Source organism: Pandoraea sp. NPDC087047, from assembly GCF_044745225.1.
In the GTDB taxonomy this organism is placed as follows: Bacteria; Pseudomonadota; Gammaproteobacteria; order Burkholderiales; family Burkholderiaceae; genus Pandoraea.
On the sequence record NZ_JBIUZU010000013.1, the window covers coordinates 67,797 to 86,399 of the forward strand.

Annotated in this window: 13 protein-coding genes and 1 pseudogene; 12 read left to right on the forward strand and 2 right to left on the reverse strand. The window is 63.2% G+C overall.

Annotated features, from left to right (window positions below; genetic code table 11):
- Positions 1–18 precede the first annotated feature (18 nt).
- Positions 19–1,980, forward strand: coding sequence for a polysaccharide biosynthesis protein (locus ACIPHM_RS22000; protein WP_400333034.1), 1,962 nt, complete (start codon positions 19–21; stop codon positions 1,978–1,980).
- A 13-nt stretch (positions 1,981–1,993) separates the two neighbouring features.
- On the opposite strand, the gene ACIPHM_RS22005 is transcribed toward ACIPHM_RS22000, so the two are convergent.
- Positions 1,994–3,418 carry an O-antigen ligase family protein gene (locus ACIPHM_RS22005; RefSeq protein WP_400333036.1) on the reverse strand — a complete coding sequence of 475 codons (1,425 nt, stop codon included), beginning with the start codon at positions 3,416–3,418 and terminating at the stop codon, positions 1,994–1,996.
- Between the two features lie 708 nt (positions 3,419–4,126).
- On the opposite strand from ACIPHM_RS22005, the pseudogene ACIPHM_RS22010 reads away from it, so the two are divergent.
- From ACIPHM_RS22010 to ACIPHM_RS22030, 5 genes and pseudogenes are all read left to right on the forward strand, one after another.
- Positions 4,127–5,254 (forward strand): annotated as a pseudogene (locus tag ACIPHM_RS22010) (c-type cytochrome); the annotation flags it as partial.
- A 324-nt stretch (positions 5,255–5,578) separates the two neighbouring features.
- Positions 5,579–7,411: a cytochrome c oxidase subunit I gene (gene ctaD / locus ACIPHM_RS22015; RefSeq protein WP_400333039.1), complete on the forward strand. Its 1,833-nt coding sequence runs from the start codon at positions 5,579–5,581 to the stop codon at positions 7,409–7,411.
- Positions 7,408–8,043 carry a heme-copper oxidase subunit III gene (locus tag ACIPHM_RS22020; RefSeq protein WP_400333042.1) on the forward strand — a complete coding sequence of 212 codons (636 nt, stop codon included), beginning with the start codon at positions 7,408–7,410 and terminating at the stop codon, positions 8,041–8,043. Before ctaD ends, ACIPHM_RS22020 begins: the two co-directional genes overlap by 4 nt.
- 30 nt (positions 8,044–8,073) lie before the next feature.
- The gene (locus tag ACIPHM_RS22025) at positions 8,074–8,775 is read left to right on the forward strand and encodes a heme-copper oxidase subunit III family protein (protein ID WP_400333044.1); all 702 of its coding nucleotides are present in this window, start codon (positions 8,074–8,076) and stop codon (positions 8,773–8,775) included.
- A gap of 8 nt (positions 8,776–8,783) precedes the next feature.
- The gene (locus tag ACIPHM_RS22030; protein ID WP_400333047.1) at positions 8,784–9,167 is read left to right on the forward strand and encodes a cytochrome C oxidase subunit IV family protein; all 384 of its coding nucleotides are present in this window, start codon (positions 8,784–8,786) and stop codon (positions 9,165–9,167) included.
- Positions 9,168–9,191: 24 nt separating this feature from the next.
- On the opposite strand, the gene ACIPHM_RS22035 is transcribed toward ACIPHM_RS22030, so the two are convergent.
- Complete coding sequence (locus ACIPHM_RS22035) at positions 9,192–10,124, reverse strand: LysR family transcriptional regulator (RefSeq protein WP_400333050.1); 933 nt, start codon at positions 10,122–10,124, stop codon at positions 9,192–9,194.
- A 217-nt stretch (positions 10,125–10,341) separates the two neighbouring features.
- Between ACIPHM_RS22035 and ACIPHM_RS22040 the strand changes: the two genes are divergently transcribed.
- The 6 genes from ACIPHM_RS22040 (at position 10,342) to ACIPHM_RS22065 (ending at position 18,599) form a co-directional block, all read left to right on the forward strand.
- Positions 10,342–11,163, forward strand: coding sequence for a putative hydro-lyase (locus ACIPHM_RS22040; RefSeq protein ID WP_400333053.1), 822 nt, complete (start codon positions 10,342–10,344; stop codon positions 11,161–11,163).
- A gap of 278 nt (positions 11,164–11,441) precedes the next feature.
- The gene (locus ACIPHM_RS22045; RefSeq protein ID WP_400333056.1) at positions 11,442–12,776 is read left to right on the forward strand and encodes an MFS transporter; all 1,335 of its coding nucleotides are present in this window, start codon (positions 11,442–11,444) and stop codon (positions 12,774–12,776) included.
- Between the two features lie 274 nt (positions 12,777–13,050).
- Positions 13,051–16,722, forward strand: a complete 3,672-nt coding sequence (locus ACIPHM_RS22050; protein WP_400333059.1) for a hydantoinase B/oxoprolinase family protein — start codon at positions 13,051–13,053, stop codon at positions 16,720–16,722.
- A 234-nt stretch (positions 16,723–16,956) separates the two neighbouring features.
- Entirely contained in the window at positions 16,957–17,355 is a 399-nt protein-coding gene (locus tag ACIPHM_RS22055; RefSeq protein ID WP_400333062.1) for a hypothetical protein, read from the forward strand.
- Positions 17,356–17,368: 13 nt separating this feature from the next.
- Complete coding sequence (locus tag ACIPHM_RS22060) at positions 17,369–17,893, forward strand: hypothetical protein (RefSeq protein ID WP_400333065.1); 525 nt, start codon at positions 17,369–17,371, stop codon at positions 17,891–17,893.
- A gap of 79 nt (positions 17,894–17,972) precedes the next feature.
- Positions 17,973–18,599: a hypothetical protein gene (locus ACIPHM_RS22065; protein ID WP_400333067.1), complete on the forward strand. Its 627-nt coding sequence runs from the start codon at positions 17,973–17,975 to the stop codon at positions 18,597–18,599.
- Positions 18,600–18,603 lie beyond the last annotated feature (4 nt).

Sequence of the window (18,603 nt, forward strand, 5' to 3'; positions counted from 1 at the left end):
GCGTCGCAGGCTAGTCGAATGGATATTCCCGTCAAGGACTTTGCGCAGTACGTGCTCGCGATGCCACGCACCGCCAAGCGCGGGCTTGTGCTGTGTGTCGACGTTTGCCTGTGCGTGCTGGCCGCCTGGCTGGCGTTCTTCCTGCGGCTGGGCACGTTCATCGCGTTGCGCGATTCGGCCTTGTTCGCCGCGTTGGCGTCGATCGTATTTGCGCTACCGGTCTTCGTCTCTTCGGGGCTTTACGCAGCGATCTTTCGCTACTCCAGCCGGCAGGCGCTGATGACCGTATTCAAGGCCACGCTGGTATACGGCTTGCTCTATGCGACCGTTTTCGTGGCCATCGGTGTGCCGAACGTACCGCGCACGGTAGGACTGATCCAGCCGATCCTGCTGCTGATCATGGTGGGCGCGTCGCGAGCGTTCGCCCGCTTCTGGCTTGGCGGTCTCTACCATGTCCACCTTCGCATGTCATCGTTGCCGCGTGTGCTGATCTACGGTGCAGGCGCTGCCGGGCGCCAGATGGCCGCGGCGACGGCCAACAGCACCGAGATGCGCGTGGTCGGTTATCTGGACGATGACGACCGCTTGCACGGCCACGTGCTCGACAGCCTGCCGATCTACCGGCCCGCCGATTTGCCCGTGCTTGCGCAGACCATGCGCGTGAGCATGGTCGTGCTGGCGATTCCTTCGACGTTCAGAAAGCGCCGTAACGAAATTCTCGAGGCGTTGCAATGCGCGCGCGTATCTGTGCGGACATTGCCCGACACCACGGAAGCGGTGCGTGCCGACGACCTGGGCGCCGATGTTCGGGAACTCGATATCATCGATCTCCTCGGTCGTGAGCCGGTGACACCGAACAGCCTCCTGATGCGTCGCTCGATTGCCGGCAAATGTGTGTTGGTCACTGGCGCAGGCGGGGCCATCGGCACCGAACTATGCCGTCAGATTCTGCTGGTGCGGCCGCACGCGCTCTTGCTCGTGGAGCAAAGCGAGTTGGCGCTCGACAGACTCTACCGATCCCTGACGGCGCAACTCGCCCGGGACACCACCGTCAGGCTAGTGCCGCTGCTCGCATCGGTGGTCGATGCGGATCGCATGCGCGACATCATGACGACCTGGTCGCCGGACACGGTGTATCACGCGGCGGCCCACAACCATGCCCCGCTAATCGAGTACAACCTCGTCGAAGGCATCAAGAACAATGTCATGGGTACGCTCGTGACCGCGCAAGCGGCGGCGGCAGCGAATGTCGCGACGTTCGTACTGGCGAGTACCGACAAGGCCGTGCGGCCCGACAGCGTGCTTGGGGCGAGCAAACGTCTGGCCGAGCGGGTACTGCAGGCGATGGCGCCCGATGCGCCGCAGACCTGTTTTGCCGCAGTGCGGCTCGGCAACGTGAACGACGCGGCGAATGCCCTGGTGCAGACGTTTCGTCAGCAGATCGCACAGGGCGGCCCGGTCAAGCTCGAGCATGCCGACACGGCGCGTCATTTCATGACGTTGCCCGAGGCCGCGCAACTGCTGATTCAGGCGGGGGCGATGGCGCGCAGCGGCGACATATACGCGCTCGATATGGGGGCACCGCAAAAGATTCGGGAACTCGCCGTGCGTATGGTGCGCCTGTCCGGGCTGTCGGTGCGTGATGTCGGACACCCGGAGGGCGATATCGAGATCCGGGTCACGGGACCGGACGCAGGCGAGGCGCCGGTTCGCGAACCGAGGGCGGCACTTCGTCAGACGCCGACCTCAATGAGGCATATCGCGCGAGTGACGGAGGATTTCATGGACTGGCCGACGCTGTCGGCCAAGCTCGATGCCCTCGCCATGGTGTTGGGGGCAGGAGATGTCGGCATTGCGCGTCAGTTGTTGCGGCAGCTCGTGCCGGACTACGAGCCTGACGGCGATATCGTCGATCTGCTTTATCTCGCGCAAGATGCAGAGGCCGACGCACTCGATGGCACCCCCTCGGGGCGGGGATGAGATCCCCGCGATGTCAGCGCGAGTCGCTGTAGGTTTGCAGCGGTTCTTCTTCTTGCCGTGACGTATTCGCCGAGCGCACCATGACGGGCGATGGCGGGCGCTCGACAAAAGACGGCGTCGCTCTGCCCGGCATCGCGGGCGTTGTTGCCTGGCGTGCCGGGACACTTTCCGTCACGGCTTGAGCACGCACACGGCTGCGTACGTCCACGGCGATGATCGTGAAGTACCAGAGCAGCGTGATCGGCGCAAAGAAGTTCGGTGTGCCCTGAACCGGTTGCGTCATGCTGTACGTCATGAAGATCAGCAGCAGCATGCGCGCTTCCACGGTCTTCAGGCGTGTCCAGGTAGCGTAGAGGAATACGCAGATACCGATCGCACCGAGAATCCCCCAGTTGGCCAGCCATTGCAGCACCAGATTGTGGGCCTGCGTGCGCTGCGTCGTACCCTCAAGCGGAATGTCGACCATCGTACCGGCGCCGAACAGGGCGGAGTGACGTTTCAGCTCATGGAAATAGGACGAATAGATGCTCGAACGTTGGCCGTTCACCATCTCCAGCGGTTCTTGCCGTCCGAACACCTTCCAGCTCAGACACACGAGGGCAGCAACGACGACGACAATGGCGATGTCGCGCATCTTGCGTCGCCACGGCTCGTCGCTTTGGATTCGGTAATAGATCACGGCGGCGGACAGTCCGACGACCACGCCACGCGACTGAGCAAAGTACAGGGCGATCAGCATGATGCCCATCAGCACGTCGTGAACGTACTGATGGCGAGCTCGGAGTCCGCTGCACCACAACAGGAAGAGCCCCATTGAACCCCACAGCACAAAGCCGATGCGGCTCTCGGCGAAGCCATGCATGGAGCTGTCTTCGATGGCCATGAACAGGGGGCGCAACGGTCCTGCCAGCGAGAGCACTGCGGGGATGACGGTCCACGCCACAAGGAGCGGGCAGAGGATGCGCAAATAGCGGGCCACCGTTTGCGGTGCCGAGCCGAAAACATCGAAAAGGACAACGGTCGCCAGAGAGAAGAACACGGCGATTGCGGCGCTTTTGGCCACTTCCCCGTGCGTGGCGGAGATCAGAATCGAAAAGAAGTACGAAACGGTCAACGCCAGTGCTGCGCCGAAGACGAGGCGGTTCTCCTTGGCTGGTTTCGGGTGCGCGATGAATCGCGAAACCACCAGGAAGGCAAAAATCAGCGGCGTGACGTAGCTCGACAACACGCGCATCGCCCGGGCGAGCAGATCGGGGTTCGTGACGAGTGGTGCAGGAACGATCTGGCCGAACAAACTGGCGAACACGACGAACGCGAGCAGAGCGGCATTCCAGCGCGCAAGCGGCACGGAGGCACTGAGCGGCACCGAGTCCTTGACGAACACGTGCAGCCGTACAAAGTGAGCGAGTCGATTGTTGAGGCGCTGAAGAGGGTGCATTCAAATGGTCCGTTATCTCGTCCGATGCCGAACTACTCGCATGCTGGCAACGGAGAATCTGATTGGTCAAAGTCGATACTGCACAAGGCGCTGCATTTACAACTCAGCCTGTCGGTGCCACGACTTCTGGATTCCCCGGTTGTTCCTGATTTTTCCGCTATCGCTGTAATCGATTAATAGTAAAACGATTTTTTATTTTCCATTGAGCACGACTATCGAGCCGTCTTCATATGGATCGCGATTAACGTTTAACGACATGCTCTTGAACTGCTTTTTTTGCTGCGTGAAACTGTGTCAGCGTTTGATATCTCGGTAGTATCCCATGGCCGATCCGGAAAGAAAAAGGATTGGTAAGGAAAAACGGAAATTCTACGAAACTTTGCAGCACGGATATGACGCATTTGTAACGAATAAAAACTTCAATATTTGTGAATATCAACGAATACCTGTTGAAAATAGAAGCATTCGCCGCAGAAGAACGTCTGCCGAGCACGCTAATTCGCCAGCGTTCACAGTGTCGCGGTTAATAATTTGTTTGAGTGAGTCCATACGAATGTTTGAAACATTTCGTTACAGATCGTGACGGGGTGGCGTTGTATCCGTGCTGAAGCCTGTTGACTGCCCTGTCTGCCTTCATCGCATTGCATTCTTGACACTGCGCCGCCAACGTCTACTTTTGAGAAAGACGAGCCTACGCGGGTGAATGCCATGGCACTCCCGATCCTCCTGATCGTCGTCGTTGCTGCCGCGCTCGCCTTTCACTTCTGGAGTCCGTGGTGGCTCACGCCGCTGGCGTCGAATTGGCGGCAGATGGACGACACCCTCACCATTACGCTGGTCATCACCGGTGTGGCCTTTGTCGTCATCAATCTCTTCGTGGCGTGGGCGATCTTCCGCTATCGCCATCGCGAGGGCCATAGGGCGGCTTACCAGCCTCACAACCGGCGGCTCGAAGCCTGGCTGATCGGCATTACCACCGTTGGCATTGCGGCGATGCTCGCCCCCGGGCTTTTCGTCTACGCCAAGCTCATCGATCCTCCGCGCGACGCCCGTATCGTCGAAGTCGTCGGCCAGCAGTGGCAGTGGCGTTTCCGTCTGCCGGGTCCGGACGGCCGGCTCGGCACCTCGGACCCCAGCTATGTCACCGCCGACAACCCGCTGGGCCTGAATCCGAAAGATCCGGCGAATCAGGACGATCGCATCGTCGACGCCCCCGAACTCCACCTCCTCGTCGGCCAGCCCGTCAAATTGCTGCTGCGCGCAAAAGACGTTCTCCACGACTTCTACGTGCCGCCGTTTCGCACGCGCATGAACATGGTTCCCGGCATGGTGACTCAGATGTGGCTCACCCCCACGCGCACCGGCCGCTTCGACATCCTCTGCGCGCAGCTATGCGGTGTCGGCCACGCGAACATGCGCGGGGTCGTGGTCGTCGACGACAAGCCCGCCTACGACGCCTGGTTCGCCAAACTGCCCACCTTCGCAACGTTGCAAGCCCAGCACGCGGGGGCGATGGCCGCCGACCCGCTCGCCGCCAAGGGCAAGTTGCTGGCGCAGGCGAAAGGCTGCGCCGGGTGCCATTCCGTCGACGGATCGCCGGGCGTGGGGCCGACGTGGCACGGTCTGTATGGCAAAACGGAGACGTTCCAGGACGGGAGCGCAGCTCACGTCGACGACGCCTACCTCGAGACCTTCATCCGCAATCCCACCGCGCGCGTGCCCAAGGGCTTCGCGCCGATCATGCCCCAACTCGATCTGAGCGACGACGAACTGAAAGCGCTCATCGCCTACATCCGCACGCTGGGCGCAAGTGCCGCTCCGGCGCAGCCAGCGCCCCAGGCATCCGCCGCGCCCCTTCAGTTGACGCAGAACACGCTGCTCACGCCGAACGCGCCGGTGCAGTACGCCCCGCTGACCCCCTCCGCGCCGGGAAATCAGGGCGCACGCGCCCCGTCCCAGCCCGCTCGCCGACAGGGCGGCACACCCGGCCTGCCGTTGCAGAACGATCCCAACACGACGGCGCCGCCTCTGGCGATACCGCCCCAGCAGTCCACCGGGCCGCAGCCGCCCGGGCCAGCGCAACCCAGCGTTCCGATGATCCGGCCAGCGCCGTAGACCGTCCTCGGGCTGGGCGTGTACGACAACACAGGGAGATAGGTCATGACCGGCAACGCCGACAGTTCCGACAGTTCCGCCCGCACAGGCGGGCACTATGGCCTCCCGAACGGCTTCTGGACGAAATACGTCTGGAGTCAGGACCATAAAGTGATCGCGGTGCAATACGCGTGCACCGCCATCGCCGTGGGACTGGTGGGGCTCGTGCTGTCGAACCTCATGCGTCTGCAACTGGGCTTTCCCGGCAAGTTCTCGTTCATCGACGCCAATCATTACTATCAGTACGTGACCATGCACGGCATGATCATGGTGATCTACCTGCTCACCGCGCTGTTCCTCGGGGGCTTCGGCAATTACCTGATCCCGCTGATGGTCGGCGCGCGCGACATGGTCTTCCCGTATCTGAACATGCTCAGCTACTGGGTCTATCTGCTGGCGGTCCTGGTGCTAATGGTGAGCTTCTTCGTGCCGGGCGGACCGACTGGCGCCGGCTGGACGCTCTACCCGCCGCAAGCGATCCTGCCCGGCACACCGGGCACGGAGTGGGGCATCGTGCTGATGCTCGTCTCGCTGCTGATCTTCATCGTGGCGGCGACGATGGGCGGCCTGAACTACGTCACCACGGTGCTGCAAGCGCGCACCGAAGGCATGACGCTGCTGCGCATGCCGCTCACCGTGTGGGGCATCGTGATGGCGACGGTGCTGGCGTTGCTCGCGTTCCCCGCGTTGTTCGTCTCCGGCGTGATGATGCTGCTCGACAAGACCCTGCACACGAGCTTCTTCATGCCGGCGCTCGTCTCGATGGGACAGCCGCTCGACTATCGCGGCGGCAGCCCGTTGCTGTTCCAGCACCTGTTCTGGTTCTTCGGCCACCCGGAGGTGTACATCGTGGCGCTGCCTGCGTTCGGCATCGTCTCGGATCTCATCAGCGTGCACGCGCGCAAGAACATCTTCGGCTACCGCATGATGGTCTGGGCGATTCTCGCCATCGGCGTGCTCTCGGTCGTGGTGTGGGCGCACCATATGTTCATCAGCGGCATGAATCCGTATTTCGGATTTTTCTTCGCGACGACCACCCTCATCATCGCCATTCCTACGGCGATCAAGGTCTACAACTGGGTGCTCACGCTCTGGCGCGGCGACATCCATCTGACGGTGCCCATGCTGTTCGCCATTGGCTTCATCAGCACGTTCGTGATCGGCGGCCTCACGGGACTCTTTCTCGGTAACGTCAGCGTGGACATGCCGCTGTCGAACACCTACTTCGTGGTCGCGCACTTCCACATGGTGATGGGGGTGTCGCCGCTGCTGGTGATCTTCGGCGGCATCTATCACTGGTATCCGCTCATCACGGGCAGACGTCTGAACGACCGCCTCGGTCAGTGGCACTTCTGGATCACCTTCCTCGGTACCTACGCGATCTTCTTTCCGATGCACTACCTCGGCATTCTCGGCATGCCGCGACGCTATTACGAGTTCCAGAATTACAGCTTCATCCCTCAGTCGGCGCACACGATGAACGCCTACATCTCGGTGGCGGCGTTCGTCGTTGCGACCGGCCAGTTGCTGTTCCTGTTCAATCTCGCGTGGAGTCTGCGCCACGGCAAACCGGCGGGCGCGAATCCGTGGCGTGCGGCGTCGCTCGAATGGCAGACGCCCGACGTGCCGCCGGTGCATGGCAACTGGGGGCCGGTGCTGCCGACAGCCTATCGCTGGCCGTACGAATACAGCGTGCCCGGCGATATCGACGACTTCGTGCCGCAGAACCTCGCCCCCGATCCGCGGCGTCCCGCCACGCTCGTGCATGGCGACTCGGCGGCGCTGGGTCGCCATGACACGCCACCGCCGCCGGATTCGACGAAAGGAGCGACACCATGAGACCCGTTCCGTCCTGGCCGCCGATGCCCCCCGGCGGGGCGCCCGTGGCACAACCGGGCAGACGCGCCGCGTCGCAAGTCGCGCTGTGGTGGCTCATGGGCGTGATCGGCATGTTGTTCGCGCTGATGCTCGTTGCCTATGTGATGCGCATGAGTCAGGGCGACTGGCGGCCGTTGCCGAGCGTCAATGCGTTGTGGGTCAATACCGGCGTGCTGGCTGCTGCGTGCATTGTGATGCAGTCGTCGGCGTCGCAGGCCAGACAGGGCGAACTGCGGCGCTCGCGACGTGACTGGATGCTGGCCGGCGTGCTGGCCCTGGTGTTCGTCGCCGCCCAACTGTGGGTGTGGCGTGAGCTTGTCTTGCGTCACTACGGCGTGTCAGGCAACCCCGCCAACAGCTTCTTCTTCCTGCTCACGGGCTTGCACGGGATGCACATGCTCGGGGGACTGGTGGCATGGGCATGCCTCATGCCGCGACGGGTGACGCATGCCGCGCGCGCCCGTCGCTTGCAGCTCACGGCGCAGTACTGGCACTTCCTGTTTGCGCTCTGGATCGTGCTGTTCGCGGCCATCGTCAACCTCACGCCGGAGATCGCGCAGCGTCTGTGCGGCACCGGCGTCACCGCTCCGTGATCCGAGCGTCACGACGAGAGGAGCCGCATCGTGAATACGTCATCGCCTGCTTCGCCTGCCACCTATTGCGCTGCCGAGCCGCCGGGCGGCTGGCGCGGCGTCGTTGCCGACTGGTCGGGCGAACGCGAGGCGTTTCGCGTGCCGTGGGGCAAGGCGATGATGTGGATCTTCCTGGTCTCGGACACCTTCGTCTTCAGCAGCTTCCTGATCGGTTACATGACCGTGCGCATATCGACGACGGCGAAATGGCCGAATCCGTCGGAGATCTTCGCGCTCGACGTGAACGGGCATCCGGTGCCGTTGCTGCTCATCGCCATCATGACGTTCGTGCTCATCACGAGCAGCGGCACGATGGCGATGGCCGTGAACTACGCTTACCGGCGCGATCGCGACAAGACTGCGGCGTGCATTCTGGCGACGGCTTATTTCGGCATCGCGTTCGTGAGCATGCAGGCGTTCGAGTGGACGAATCTGATCGTGCACGAAGGCGTGCGTCCGTGGGGAAATTCGATGGGCGCGGCGCAGTTCGGCGCGTGCTTCTTCATGATCACCGGCTTTCACGGCTTGCATGTGAGCGCGGGTGTGATCTACCTGCTGACCGTCATGCGCAAAGTGCTCAACGGCACGCTGGAGCGACGCGGTAATTATCAGCTCGTCGAGATCGCCGGGCTGTACTGGCACTTCGTCGATCTCGTGTGGGTGTTCATCTTTGCGCTGTTCTATCTCTGGTAGGAGGAGCGATGGAAGCCTCTACGGTATCTGGCGATGCCTCGGCGCATGCGTCTCCCGCATCGCCCACGTCCTCCGAAAGCACGGCGCACGCCGGGCAGCAGCACTCGGTCGGAATCTATCTCAAGGTGTGGGGGCTGCTGTTCGTGCTCTCCACGTTTTCGTATCTCGTCGACTACGCCAATCTGCAAGGCTATTTGCGATGGGGACTGATTCTTGCGCTGATGGTCGCGAAGGCGGGGCTGATCGTGGCGGTGTTCATGCACATGCGATGGGAGCGTCTCGCGCTCGTCTACGCGATTCTGATTCCGCCGCTCGCCCTGCTCGTGCTGATGTCGCTCATGGCCGCCGAAGCCGATTACACGTTCGTTACCCGGTTGATGCACTTTCATTGAGTCGCTGACGCGTTGCCGCCGGACTCACAACAATTCCACCAGCCGCCGGTCGCTCTTCTGACAGTACTCGGCGCATGCCGTGCGCGCGGCGGTGGCGGCGCCGTGGACGAACCGCGGGGCGTCCGCGCGTTGCGACATCGACACCACGATGGATGGCGGCGCCGGCTGCAACGGTAATTCCACCACTTCGCCATTGGCGATCAGGGCGTCGACGAACAGGCGCGGAATCGCTGCGACACCGAAGCCATCTCGCACCAACTGCACGATCACGGCAATCGACGGCGAGCCCGTGATGCGCGTCTCCGAGAGCGGCACGCCATGCACACCCGCGAGCTTCGCCACAATGTCTTCGAGCGCGCGGTGCGGCGCGGTGCCGCGCCCGTAAGTGAGGATCGGATGTTGCAGCACCTGCTTGGCGAGCCCGCTGCGCGTGTTCGGAAACATTCCCTTGCGCGCAATCCAATGCACCGGATAGTTGGCGAGCGCATTGCACACCACGCTGCTGTCGTCGCTGCCCTCCACCCGGATGATGAGGTCGAGTTCGTCGGCCATCAGGCGGCGCTGCAACTGCACCGACACGTCGACCGTCAATTCCACTTCCAGCGTCGGGTAGTCGGCGGCGAGCCGTCGCAGATAGTTCGGCAGCCAGCTATGCACGACGGTCTCGATCACGCCGAGCCGCAAGCGTCCGCGCAGGGTGCTCTCGCCCGAGGCCGCAGCTTGCAGGCGCCGTGCCGCTTCCACCACAGCCTTGGCGTATCCCAACAGATATTCGCCATTCGGCGTGAGACGAAACTCGCGGCTCTCGCGATCGACGAGTTCGGTCTTCAACTCCTCCTCCAATACCTTGAGCCGTTGCGAGATGGCCGCAGGTGTGGCGTGCAGGGCGGCGGCCGTCGCGCGAAAGTTGCGCAGCATGGCGAGCGTGACGAAGGTCTCGAGAAAGCGCGTGTTCATGAGGTTCGGAGGGGCAGACGGGCGTCCAGAATCGGTAACTTACCGTGAACGGAGCAGTGAAAATAAATGCAACAAACCTCGGGAAAACCCCCGATGTTGTTAAGAAATTCTATACGGCGGTGCGAACAAAAACTCGTTAGCGATAACTTTTTTTTCTTTCTATGCTTCTGCCATCTGATGCCGACATGGTGTCTCCCCTACTCACGCCGGATTTGCCATGAACCACCGAGCCACGCCGCACGACTTCACTTCGCAACGCGAGACGATCACGCCTTACGAATTCCGTCAGGCCGTGCGCGCGGCACAGTTCCGTGGCCCGACAGCCGGCTACTGCGGCGACTTCGCTCAGGCGAATCTCGCTATCGTGCCGGTGGCGCATTCGCACGACTTCCTGCGTTTCTGCCAGAGCAATCCGAAGGCCTGCCCGTTGCTGGGCGTGGGCGAGCCGGGCCAGTGGCACGTGCCGGTGCTGGGGCGCGAGGTCGATATTCGTACCGACGTGCCGGGCTATAACGTCTATCGCGACGGCAAGCTCGACGCCCAGGTCGATAACCTCGCCGAGTTCTGGCAAAGCGACTTCGTCGTGTTCGCCATCGGCTGCTCGTTCTCGTTCGAAGACATGCTGGCCAGGGCAGGCGTGCCGCTGCGCCACGTCGAAGAGGGCTGTAACGTGCCGATGTACCGCACAAAGATCGCGAACCAGCGTGCCGGCAAGTTCGGTGGCGAACTGGTGGTGTCGATGCGTCCGATGAAGGGCGCCGACGCGATTCGTGCCGTGCAGATCACGTCTCGCTTCCCCGGTGTGCATGGCGCACCGATTCACATCGGCGACCCGGCCGAGCTGGGCATCGACGATCTGTCGAAGCCCGATTTCGGCGACGCCGTGACCATTCGCGAAGGCGAGCTGCCCGTGTACTGGGCCTGCGGCGTGACCCCGCAGACGGCGCTCATGGGCGCGAAGCTGCCGCTGGCGATCGGCCATCGTCCGGGATACATGCTGATGACGGACATTCCGAACGCATCGCTGGCCGTTTTCTGACGGCGACGAGCGTGCGTTCGTGCGCTGACGACGTGAGCTTTCGACGTTTTCGCACAACGTATTCGACGTGATGGACTCGCAGTAAACGCATTCGTCTCAACGCATCACGTCAATACCTGCAACACACGCGTCACCAGGTTTTACGTAACAACAAAAGAACCGCGCCAAGAAGGGCTGCGGCGGGTGAGCTATCGCCTGCCGGTGACCCGTTACGCCTATCGGAAAGCGCGGCCGAAGAGCACCACACGGCAAGACAGGACATCACCGGAGCCTTTTCCATGGAAAGCAAAACCCCACTCGCGCCCCCCGCAGCGACGGACTCTTCCGCCTCCTCCGAGGCGGGCGGCAGCCTGTTCGGCTGGTACGGCGACGCCACGCCGCGCGAAAAGCGCGCCTTCTGGAGCTGTAAGGTCGGCTACATGCTCGACGGCATGGACACCCAGATGCTGAGCTTCGTCATTCCGACGCTGGTCGCCACGTGGGGCATCAGCCTCGCCGACGCGGGCTTCATCGGCACCCTCACGCTGCTCGCGTCGGCCCTTGGTGGCTGGGTGGCGGGCATTCTGTCGGATCGCATCGGCCGTGTGCGCACGCTGCAACTCACGGTGCTGTGGTTCGCCGTGTTCACCGGTCTGTGCGGACTCGCGCAGAACTACCATCAACTGCTCGCCGCCCGTGCGCTCATGGGCTTCGGCTTTGGCGGCGAATGGACGGCAGGCGCCGTGCTCATTGGCGAAGTCATTCGTGCCCGCGATCGCGGCAAAGCCGTGGGCCTCGTGCAATCGGGCTGGGCTATCGGCTGGGGTTTGACGGCCATTCTCTACTCGGTGCTGTTCTCGCTGTTGCCCGGCGATATGGCGTGGCGTGCGCTGTTCCTGGTCGGTCTGCTGCCCGCACTGCTGGTGCTTTTCATCCGCCGCTACGTGCAGGAGCCGGAGGTGTATCAGAAGGAGAAGGCCAAGCAGGCGAAGTCGGAAGACGCGCCGGGTCTGGCGGCCATCTTCAGCCCGGCACTGCTCTCGACGACGCTTCGCGCCGCGCTGCTGACGACCGGCGCCCAAGGCGGTTACTACGCCATCACGACCTGGTTGCCCACGTTCCTGAAGACGGAGCGTCACCTCACGGTGATGGGTACCGGCGGCTACCTGGCGATGATCATCTTCGGTTCGTGGGTCGGCTATCTGGCGAGCTCGTATCTGACCGACCGTCTTGGCCGCAAGCCGAACTTCATTCTGTTCGCCGTGGGCTCGATGGTGATCGCGTTCTCGTACACGTCGCTGCCGCTCACCGACAGCGCCATGTTCTGGCTCGGCTTCCCGCTCGGCTTCTTCGCCTCGGGCATCTTCAGCGGCATGGGCGCGTTCCTGACCGAACTGTTCCCGACGCGCGTTCGCGGCTCCGGTCAGGGCTTCTGCTACAACGTTGGCCGTGCCATCGGGGCGCTGTTCCCGTTCCTGATCGGTATGCTCTCGAAGCAGTACGGTCTGGGCACGACCATCGGCATCTTCGCGGGTGTGGCTTATGGCGTGCTGATTATCGCCGCGCTCACGCTGCCGGAGACGCGCGGTCGCGAGCTCGACTCGCTCGAATCACTTGAGACGCGCGCGAACTGACAGTCGCGCTGAAAAACGAACCATCGACACCATGTGCAGATGAATCACCGCGGCAGCCGTCGCTGCCGCGTCCGATGAAGTCTCTTTCATTTTCCCGATAGCGCAGTGGCTGGTGCGCGGCCCCGTCCGAGAAACGTCGGACTGGCCCGCGCCGGGCTTCGTGCGCCCTGCGTCCGGACGATCGATTGACGCCTTGACCGATTGATGGCGGCTCGCCACGTGCCGTCAGCCCTTTTTCCGATTCACGTTTGACCATTGCTTTGCGAGTGACACCATGACGAACGCTCTCACGCCCTCCGCCCAAAATCGCGCGCCCGCGCATCAGACCGCTTCGCGCTGGCAGTTCTGGATCGACCGTGGCGGCACCTTTACCGATATCGTGGCGCGCCGCCCGGACGGCTCGCTCGTCACGCACAAGCTGCTCTCGGAAAACCCCGAACAGTATCGCGACGCCGCCGTCGCGGGTATCCGTCACCTGCTGGGTCTTGCTGCCGGTGCGCCGATCACGCCCGATCTGGTCGATAGGGTGAAGATGGGCACGACCGTGGCCACCAACGCCCTGCTCGAACGCAAGGGCGAGCCGCTCGCGCTCGTGACCACGCACGGTTTCCGCGACGCGCTGCGCATCGCGTATCAGAACCGTCCGCGTCTGTTCGATCTCGATATCGCGCTGCCCGAGGCGCTGTATGCCGAAGTCGTGGAAGTCGACGAACGTGTCGGCGCGCACGGCGAAGTGGTGCGCGAGCTCGATCTGGACGCCGCCCGCAGCGCGCTGGAAGCGCTCTATGCCAAGGGCATTCGTGCGCTCGCCATCGTGCTGATGCACGGCTATCGCTATCAGTTGCACGAGAAGAAACTCGCGGCGATGGCGTGCGAACTGGGCTTCGCGCAGATCTCCGTGTCGCACGAAGTCTCGCCGCTGATGAAGCTGGTGTCGCGCGGCGATACGACGGTCGTCGACGCGTATCTGTCGCCGATTCTGCGTCGCTACGTGGAGCAGGTCGCGAAGGAGATGCCGGGCGTGAATCTGCAATTCATGCAGAGCAGCGGCGGACTCACGCGTGCCGATAACTTTCAGGGCAAGGACGCCATTCTGTCCGGCCCCGCCGGCGGTATCGTCGGCATGGTCCGGGCGTCGAGCGCCGCAGGCTTCGAGCGTGTGATCGGCTTCGACATGGGCGGCACGTCGACGGACGTCTCGCATTACAACGGCGAATTCGAGCGCGTGTTCGAGACGCAAGTGGCCGGGGTGCGCATGCGCGCGCCCATGATGAGCATTCACACGGTGGCGGCAGGCGGCGGGTCGGTGTTGTCGTTCGACGGCACGCGTTTGCGCGTGGGGCCGGACTCGGCCGGTGCGAACCCCGGACCGGCGGCGTATCGTCGCGGCGGCCCGCTCGCGGTCACGGACTGCAACGTCATGCTCGGCAAGATTCAACCCGCGCATTTCCCGAAAGTCTTTGGCCCGAACGCGAATGAACCGCTCGACCGCGATGTCGTCGTCGCCAAGTTCACGGCGCTGGCCGCCGAGATCGAAAAGGCGACGGGACGCCGTCAGACGCCCGAAGCCCTTGCGGAAGGCTTCCTCGAAATCGCGATTGGCGCCATGGCCAACGCCATCAAGAAAATCTCGGTGCAACGCGGCCACGATGTGAGCCGCTACGTGCTGACGACGTTCGGCGGCGCAGGCGGTCAGCATGCCTGCGGTGTGGCCGACGCGCTCGGCATGACCAAGGTTTTCGCGCACCCGCTTGCCGGTGTGCTGTCGGCGTACGGCATGGGCCTGGCCGACCAGACCGCCATGCGCGAGCGCATGATCGAAGCGCCGCTGTCGAATGACGGTCTCGTCGCGCTGGAAGACGCCCTCGGCGCGCTCGCCGACGAGGCCGTGAACGCACTGCTCTCGCAAGGCGTGTCGGCGTCGCGTATCGAGACGGTGCGTCGCGTTCACGTGCGGTATGCGGGTACGGACTCGGCCATTGCCGTGCCGTTCGGCAGCGTCGAGCAAATGCGCGCGGCGTTCGAAGCGGCTTATCGTCAGCGTTATTCGTTCCTGATGGACGGTGCAGCGCTGATCGTCGAAGTGGCGTCGGTGGAGGCGATCGGTCTGTCGGACGCGCCGGTCGACATCGCACCGCTCGACGCCCGCACGTCGGGCGCGCCGCAGGCGGTCGATCGGGTGAAGCTCTACGCGGGCGGCGCGTGGCACGAGGCGGCGCTGTTCGAGCGCGACACGCTGCTTGCCGGCGACACCCTCGACGGTCCCGCCATCGTGGCGGAGAAGAGCGGCACAACGGTGGTCGAGCCGGGCTGGCAGGCGCAGATGACGGCGCAGGGCAACCTCGTGCTCACGCGCGTGGTGCCGCGTGCGACGCAACGCGATGCCGGCGACCGGGGCCCGCAAGCCGATCCGGTGCGACTCGAGATCTTCAACAATCTGTTCATGTCGATTGCCGAGCAGATGGGGTTGCGTCTGCAGAACACGGCTTACTCGGTCAACATCAAGGAGCGTCTGGACTTCTCGTGCGCGCTGTTCGACCGCGACGGCAATCTGATTGCCAACGCGCCTCACATGCCGGTGCATCTGGGCTCGATGGGCGAGAGCATCAAGACCGTGATCGAGCGCAATCGCGGCAAGATGCGCGAGGGCGATGTTTTCATGCTCAACGATCCGTACCACGGCGGCACGCATTTGCCGGACGTCACGGTGATTACGCCGGTGTTCGTCAAGGCTGACGGCGAGGCCTCGGCGGAGCCGCTGTTCTATGTCGGCTCGCGCGGGCACCACGCGGATATCGGCGGGATTACGCCGGGATCGATGCCGCCGGACTCGACGCACGTCGAAGAAGAGGGCGTGCTCATCGACAACTGGCAACTGGTGGCCGCAGGCGAACTGCGCGAGCGCGAGACGCGCGAACTGCTCGGCGGCGCGCGCTACCCGGCACGCAACATCGACCAGAACATGGCCGATCTGCGCGCGCAGGTGGCGGCGAACCAGAAGGGCGTGGACGAACTGCGCCGCATGGTGAACGAGTTCGGCCGCGATGTCGTGCTCGCCTACATGGGGCACGTGCAGGACAACGCCGAAGCCGCCGTGCGCCGCGTGATCGGCGCGCTGGCCGACGGTCACTATCGCTATCCGCTGGACAACGGTGCGGTCATCGAAGTGTCGATTCGCGTCGATCGGGCGACGAAGGGCGCGACCATCGATTTCACCGGCACGTCCGCGCAGTTGCCGAACAACTTCAACGCGCCGCGCGCGGTGTGCATGGCGGCGGTGCTGTATGTCTTCCGCACGCTGGTCGACGACGACATTCCGCTCAACGCCGGTTGCCTGAAGCCGCTGACGGTGATCGTGCCGCAGGGGTCGATGCTCAACCCGGTGTTCCCGGCGGCGGTGGTGTCGGGCAATGTGGAGACGTCGTCGGCCATCACCAACGCACTGTATGGCGCGCTGGGCAGCGTGGCGTCGAGCCAGGGCACGATGAACAACTTCACCTTCGGCAACGAGACGTATCAGTACTACGAGACCATCTCGGGCGGCAGCGGTGCGGGCAATGGCTTCAACGGCGCGGACGCCGTGCAGACGCATATGACGAACTCGCGTCTGACCGATCCGGAAGTGCTGGAGTGGCGCTATCCGGTGCGTCTGGAAAGTCATCGTATTCGGGCAGGATCGGGCGGTGCCGGACGTTGGCAAGGCGGCAACGGCGCCGTGCGTCGCATTCGTTTCCTCACGCCGATGACCGCGTCGATTCTCTCCAATAACCGCGTGTACGCGCCGTTCGGTGCACAAGGGGGCGGGGCCGGGGCGCTGGGTGCGAACTACGTTGAACGCGTTGATGGCACGCGAGAGGAGCTCGCGCACATCGGACGTACGCAGATGCAGCCGGGCGACATTTTCGTTGTGGAGACGCCGGGAGGTGGCGGTTTTGGCGACGTTTGACGTTGCGGCTTTGCGTCGTCGAATCCTGACGTTGTAGATTTGCCGGAACGCCCCGCCGGATAAGGGGCCGCGCATCGTGCAACGCGATGCGCGTGACGCACTCGTCACTGGGAAATGACTGAAGCGTGACCGGTTCCCGGAAGGGTTTGCGGTCTTTGCAAAGGCCGACTCCCGACGCCTTCGTAAGATGCCTGATGTCTTGAACGACTGACCGCAACATACGGAGGCGTCCTCATGTCTGACTCGTTGCCACAACGCTCACCCGCTTCATCCGCTTCATCTCCGTCCGCAGCACCGGACGATCTCCTCGTTCAGTACGAACGCGCGTGCGCCGAAATGCAGTTGGCCGGACGCAAGTTGCACCGCCAGATGCAGGAGTATCACGCGGTGCTCGACGAAGTCGCGCGTCTCGAAGCCGAGGGCACGCCGCAAGCGCGGGAGAAACTCCAACGCCTCGAAGCGCTTGTTCAGAGCGAAGCGTTTCAGCGTGACGAACGCGAAATCCGCCGCATGACGGCTGCGCTCGGACACGCCATCGAGCGCATGAGAGACGACGCGCCCGTGCCGCTTGCCGATGCCGGCGCAGCACCGGCGTTGAAGCGCGCGACGGCTGTGCGTCGCGTGTGCGCTTGAGACGAGGGACGTCATGATCGATCGAATCTCCGTGACCTCGTCGTATTCGTCAGTCGATACGGCGTCTTTCGCCGGTGCGCATGCCGCGTCCTCCGACAATCCGCTGCTCTCCACGATGGCCGCTGCCAGCGCGCAGTTGAGCACGCTGCAGTTGAGGGCCGATGCGTGGCTCGCGTCTGCGCAGCAGCGTCAGGCGGTCGCTCGCGAGGCGCGCGATTTCGCCGCGACGCTCGGCGACGTGGCACGTCGCGCAACCCGCGATGCAACGCCTCAGCGCTTGCCGAAGGCGTTGCGCGAATTCGTGGTTCGTCACGAACTCGTGTCGTCCCGCGACGCGAATGGAACGTTCGACGCGCAGCAGTTGCAACGCATCGAGTCGCAGCTTCAGGCGCTAGCGTCGAATGACGGCGCGTCGACCACGCGGGAGCAAATCGAGCTCAAGCGCTTCGTAAGCAGCTACGACAACACGCTCACGCTTTACAACGCCGTGATCTCCAGGCTCGGAGAAATCACGAAGAAGATCGTGAGCAGCCTCTGATCGGGGCGCGCCATCGATCCCGACGCTTTCTCCCCACGCCTCATATCCACCAATTCCACTGACTTCAGGATGCCATCGCATGACCGCTATCTACGCCTCGCCGTCCATCGGCCATACCCAGAGCCTCAGCCTCAACCGCGGCGCCAACGCACCCGGTGTATCGCCATCGCTTGATTTTCACGGCGCCATCGCACAGTACGCGATGCTGCTCATGGAGATGAACAATGGCGATGCGCAAATGATGATTCAGGAAATGCAGCTTCGGCAGAAAGAAGGGCAGGAGGCTCGCGAGGCGGCCAACCAGATCGAATCGCTGATTAACGAACTCGGCTCGGATACGTCTGGCACGAAGACGCTCGGCGACGGCATTCGCGGGTTCTTCGACAAGTACAACATCGAGATCACGGTGTACTCCGACGGCACGAAGAAGACGCTGATGCAATGGGAGAACCGGTCGGCTCGCCTGGGCGAGTCCAACTACCAGGCGCCTACGGGCAACAACGGCAATTACACGGCAGCCAATCTGCGCACGCTGAAAGCCGCTGCCGAGAGCTTTACCGAGCGGGCCTCCGACAGCCGCACCGTCGATCAGATCAAGATCAACAAGAAGCTTCAGGAATACAACGGCGCATCGACGCTTGTGAACACGATCCTCACGTCGAAGGGCTCACAGGTCAACCAGATCAACGGTTCGATGCGCACGTGAGCAC

Excerpts from the sequence above, each read along its gene's own strand:
- ACIPHM_RS22000 (WP_400333034.1), top strand. The coding sequence starts at position 19 with ATGGATATTCCCGTCAAGGACTTTGCGCAGTACGTGCTCGCGATGCCA.
- ACIPHM_RS22005 (WP_400333036.1), bottom strand. The coding sequence starts at position 3,418 with ATGCACCCTCTTCAGCGCCTCAACAATCGACTCGCTCACTTTGTACGG.
- ctaD (WP_400333039.1), top strand. The coding sequence starts at position 5,579 with ATGACCGGCAACGCCGACAGTTCCGACAGTTCCGCCCGCACAGGCGGG.
- ACIPHM_RS22020 (WP_400333042.1), top strand. The coding sequence starts at position 7,408 with ATGAGACCCGTTCCGTCCTGGCCGCCGATGCCCCCCGGCGGGGCGCCC.
- ACIPHM_RS22030 (WP_400333047.1), top strand. The coding sequence starts at position 8,784 with ATGGAAGCCTCTACGGTATCTGGCGATGCCTCGGCGCATGCGTCTCCC.
- ACIPHM_RS22035 (WP_400333050.1), bottom strand. The coding sequence starts at position 10,124 with ATGAACACGCGCTTTCTCGAGACCTTCGTCACGCTCGCCATGCTGCGC.
- ACIPHM_RS22040 (WP_400333053.1), top strand. The coding sequence starts at position 10,342 with ATGAACCACCGAGCCACGCCGCACGACTTCACTTCGCAACGCGAGACG.
- ACIPHM_RS22045 (WP_400333056.1), top strand. The coding sequence starts at position 11,442 with ATGGAAAGCAAAACCCCACTCGCGCCCCCCGCAGCGACGGACTCTTCC.
- ACIPHM_RS22050 (WP_400333059.1), top strand. The coding sequence starts at position 13,051 with ATGACGAACGCTCTCACGCCCTCCGCCCAAAATCGCGCGCCCGCGCAT.
- ACIPHM_RS22055 (WP_400333062.1), top strand. The coding sequence starts at position 16,957 with ATGTCTGACTCGTTGCCACAACGCTCACCCGCTTCATCCGCTTCATCT.
- ACIPHM_RS22060 (WP_400333065.1), top strand. The coding sequence starts at position 17,369 with ATGATCGATCGAATCTCCGTGACCTCGTCGTATTCGTCAGTCGATACG.
- ACIPHM_RS22065 (WP_400333067.1), top strand. The coding sequence starts at position 17,973 with ATGACCGCTATCTACGCCTCGCCGTCCATCGGCCATACCCAGAGCCTC.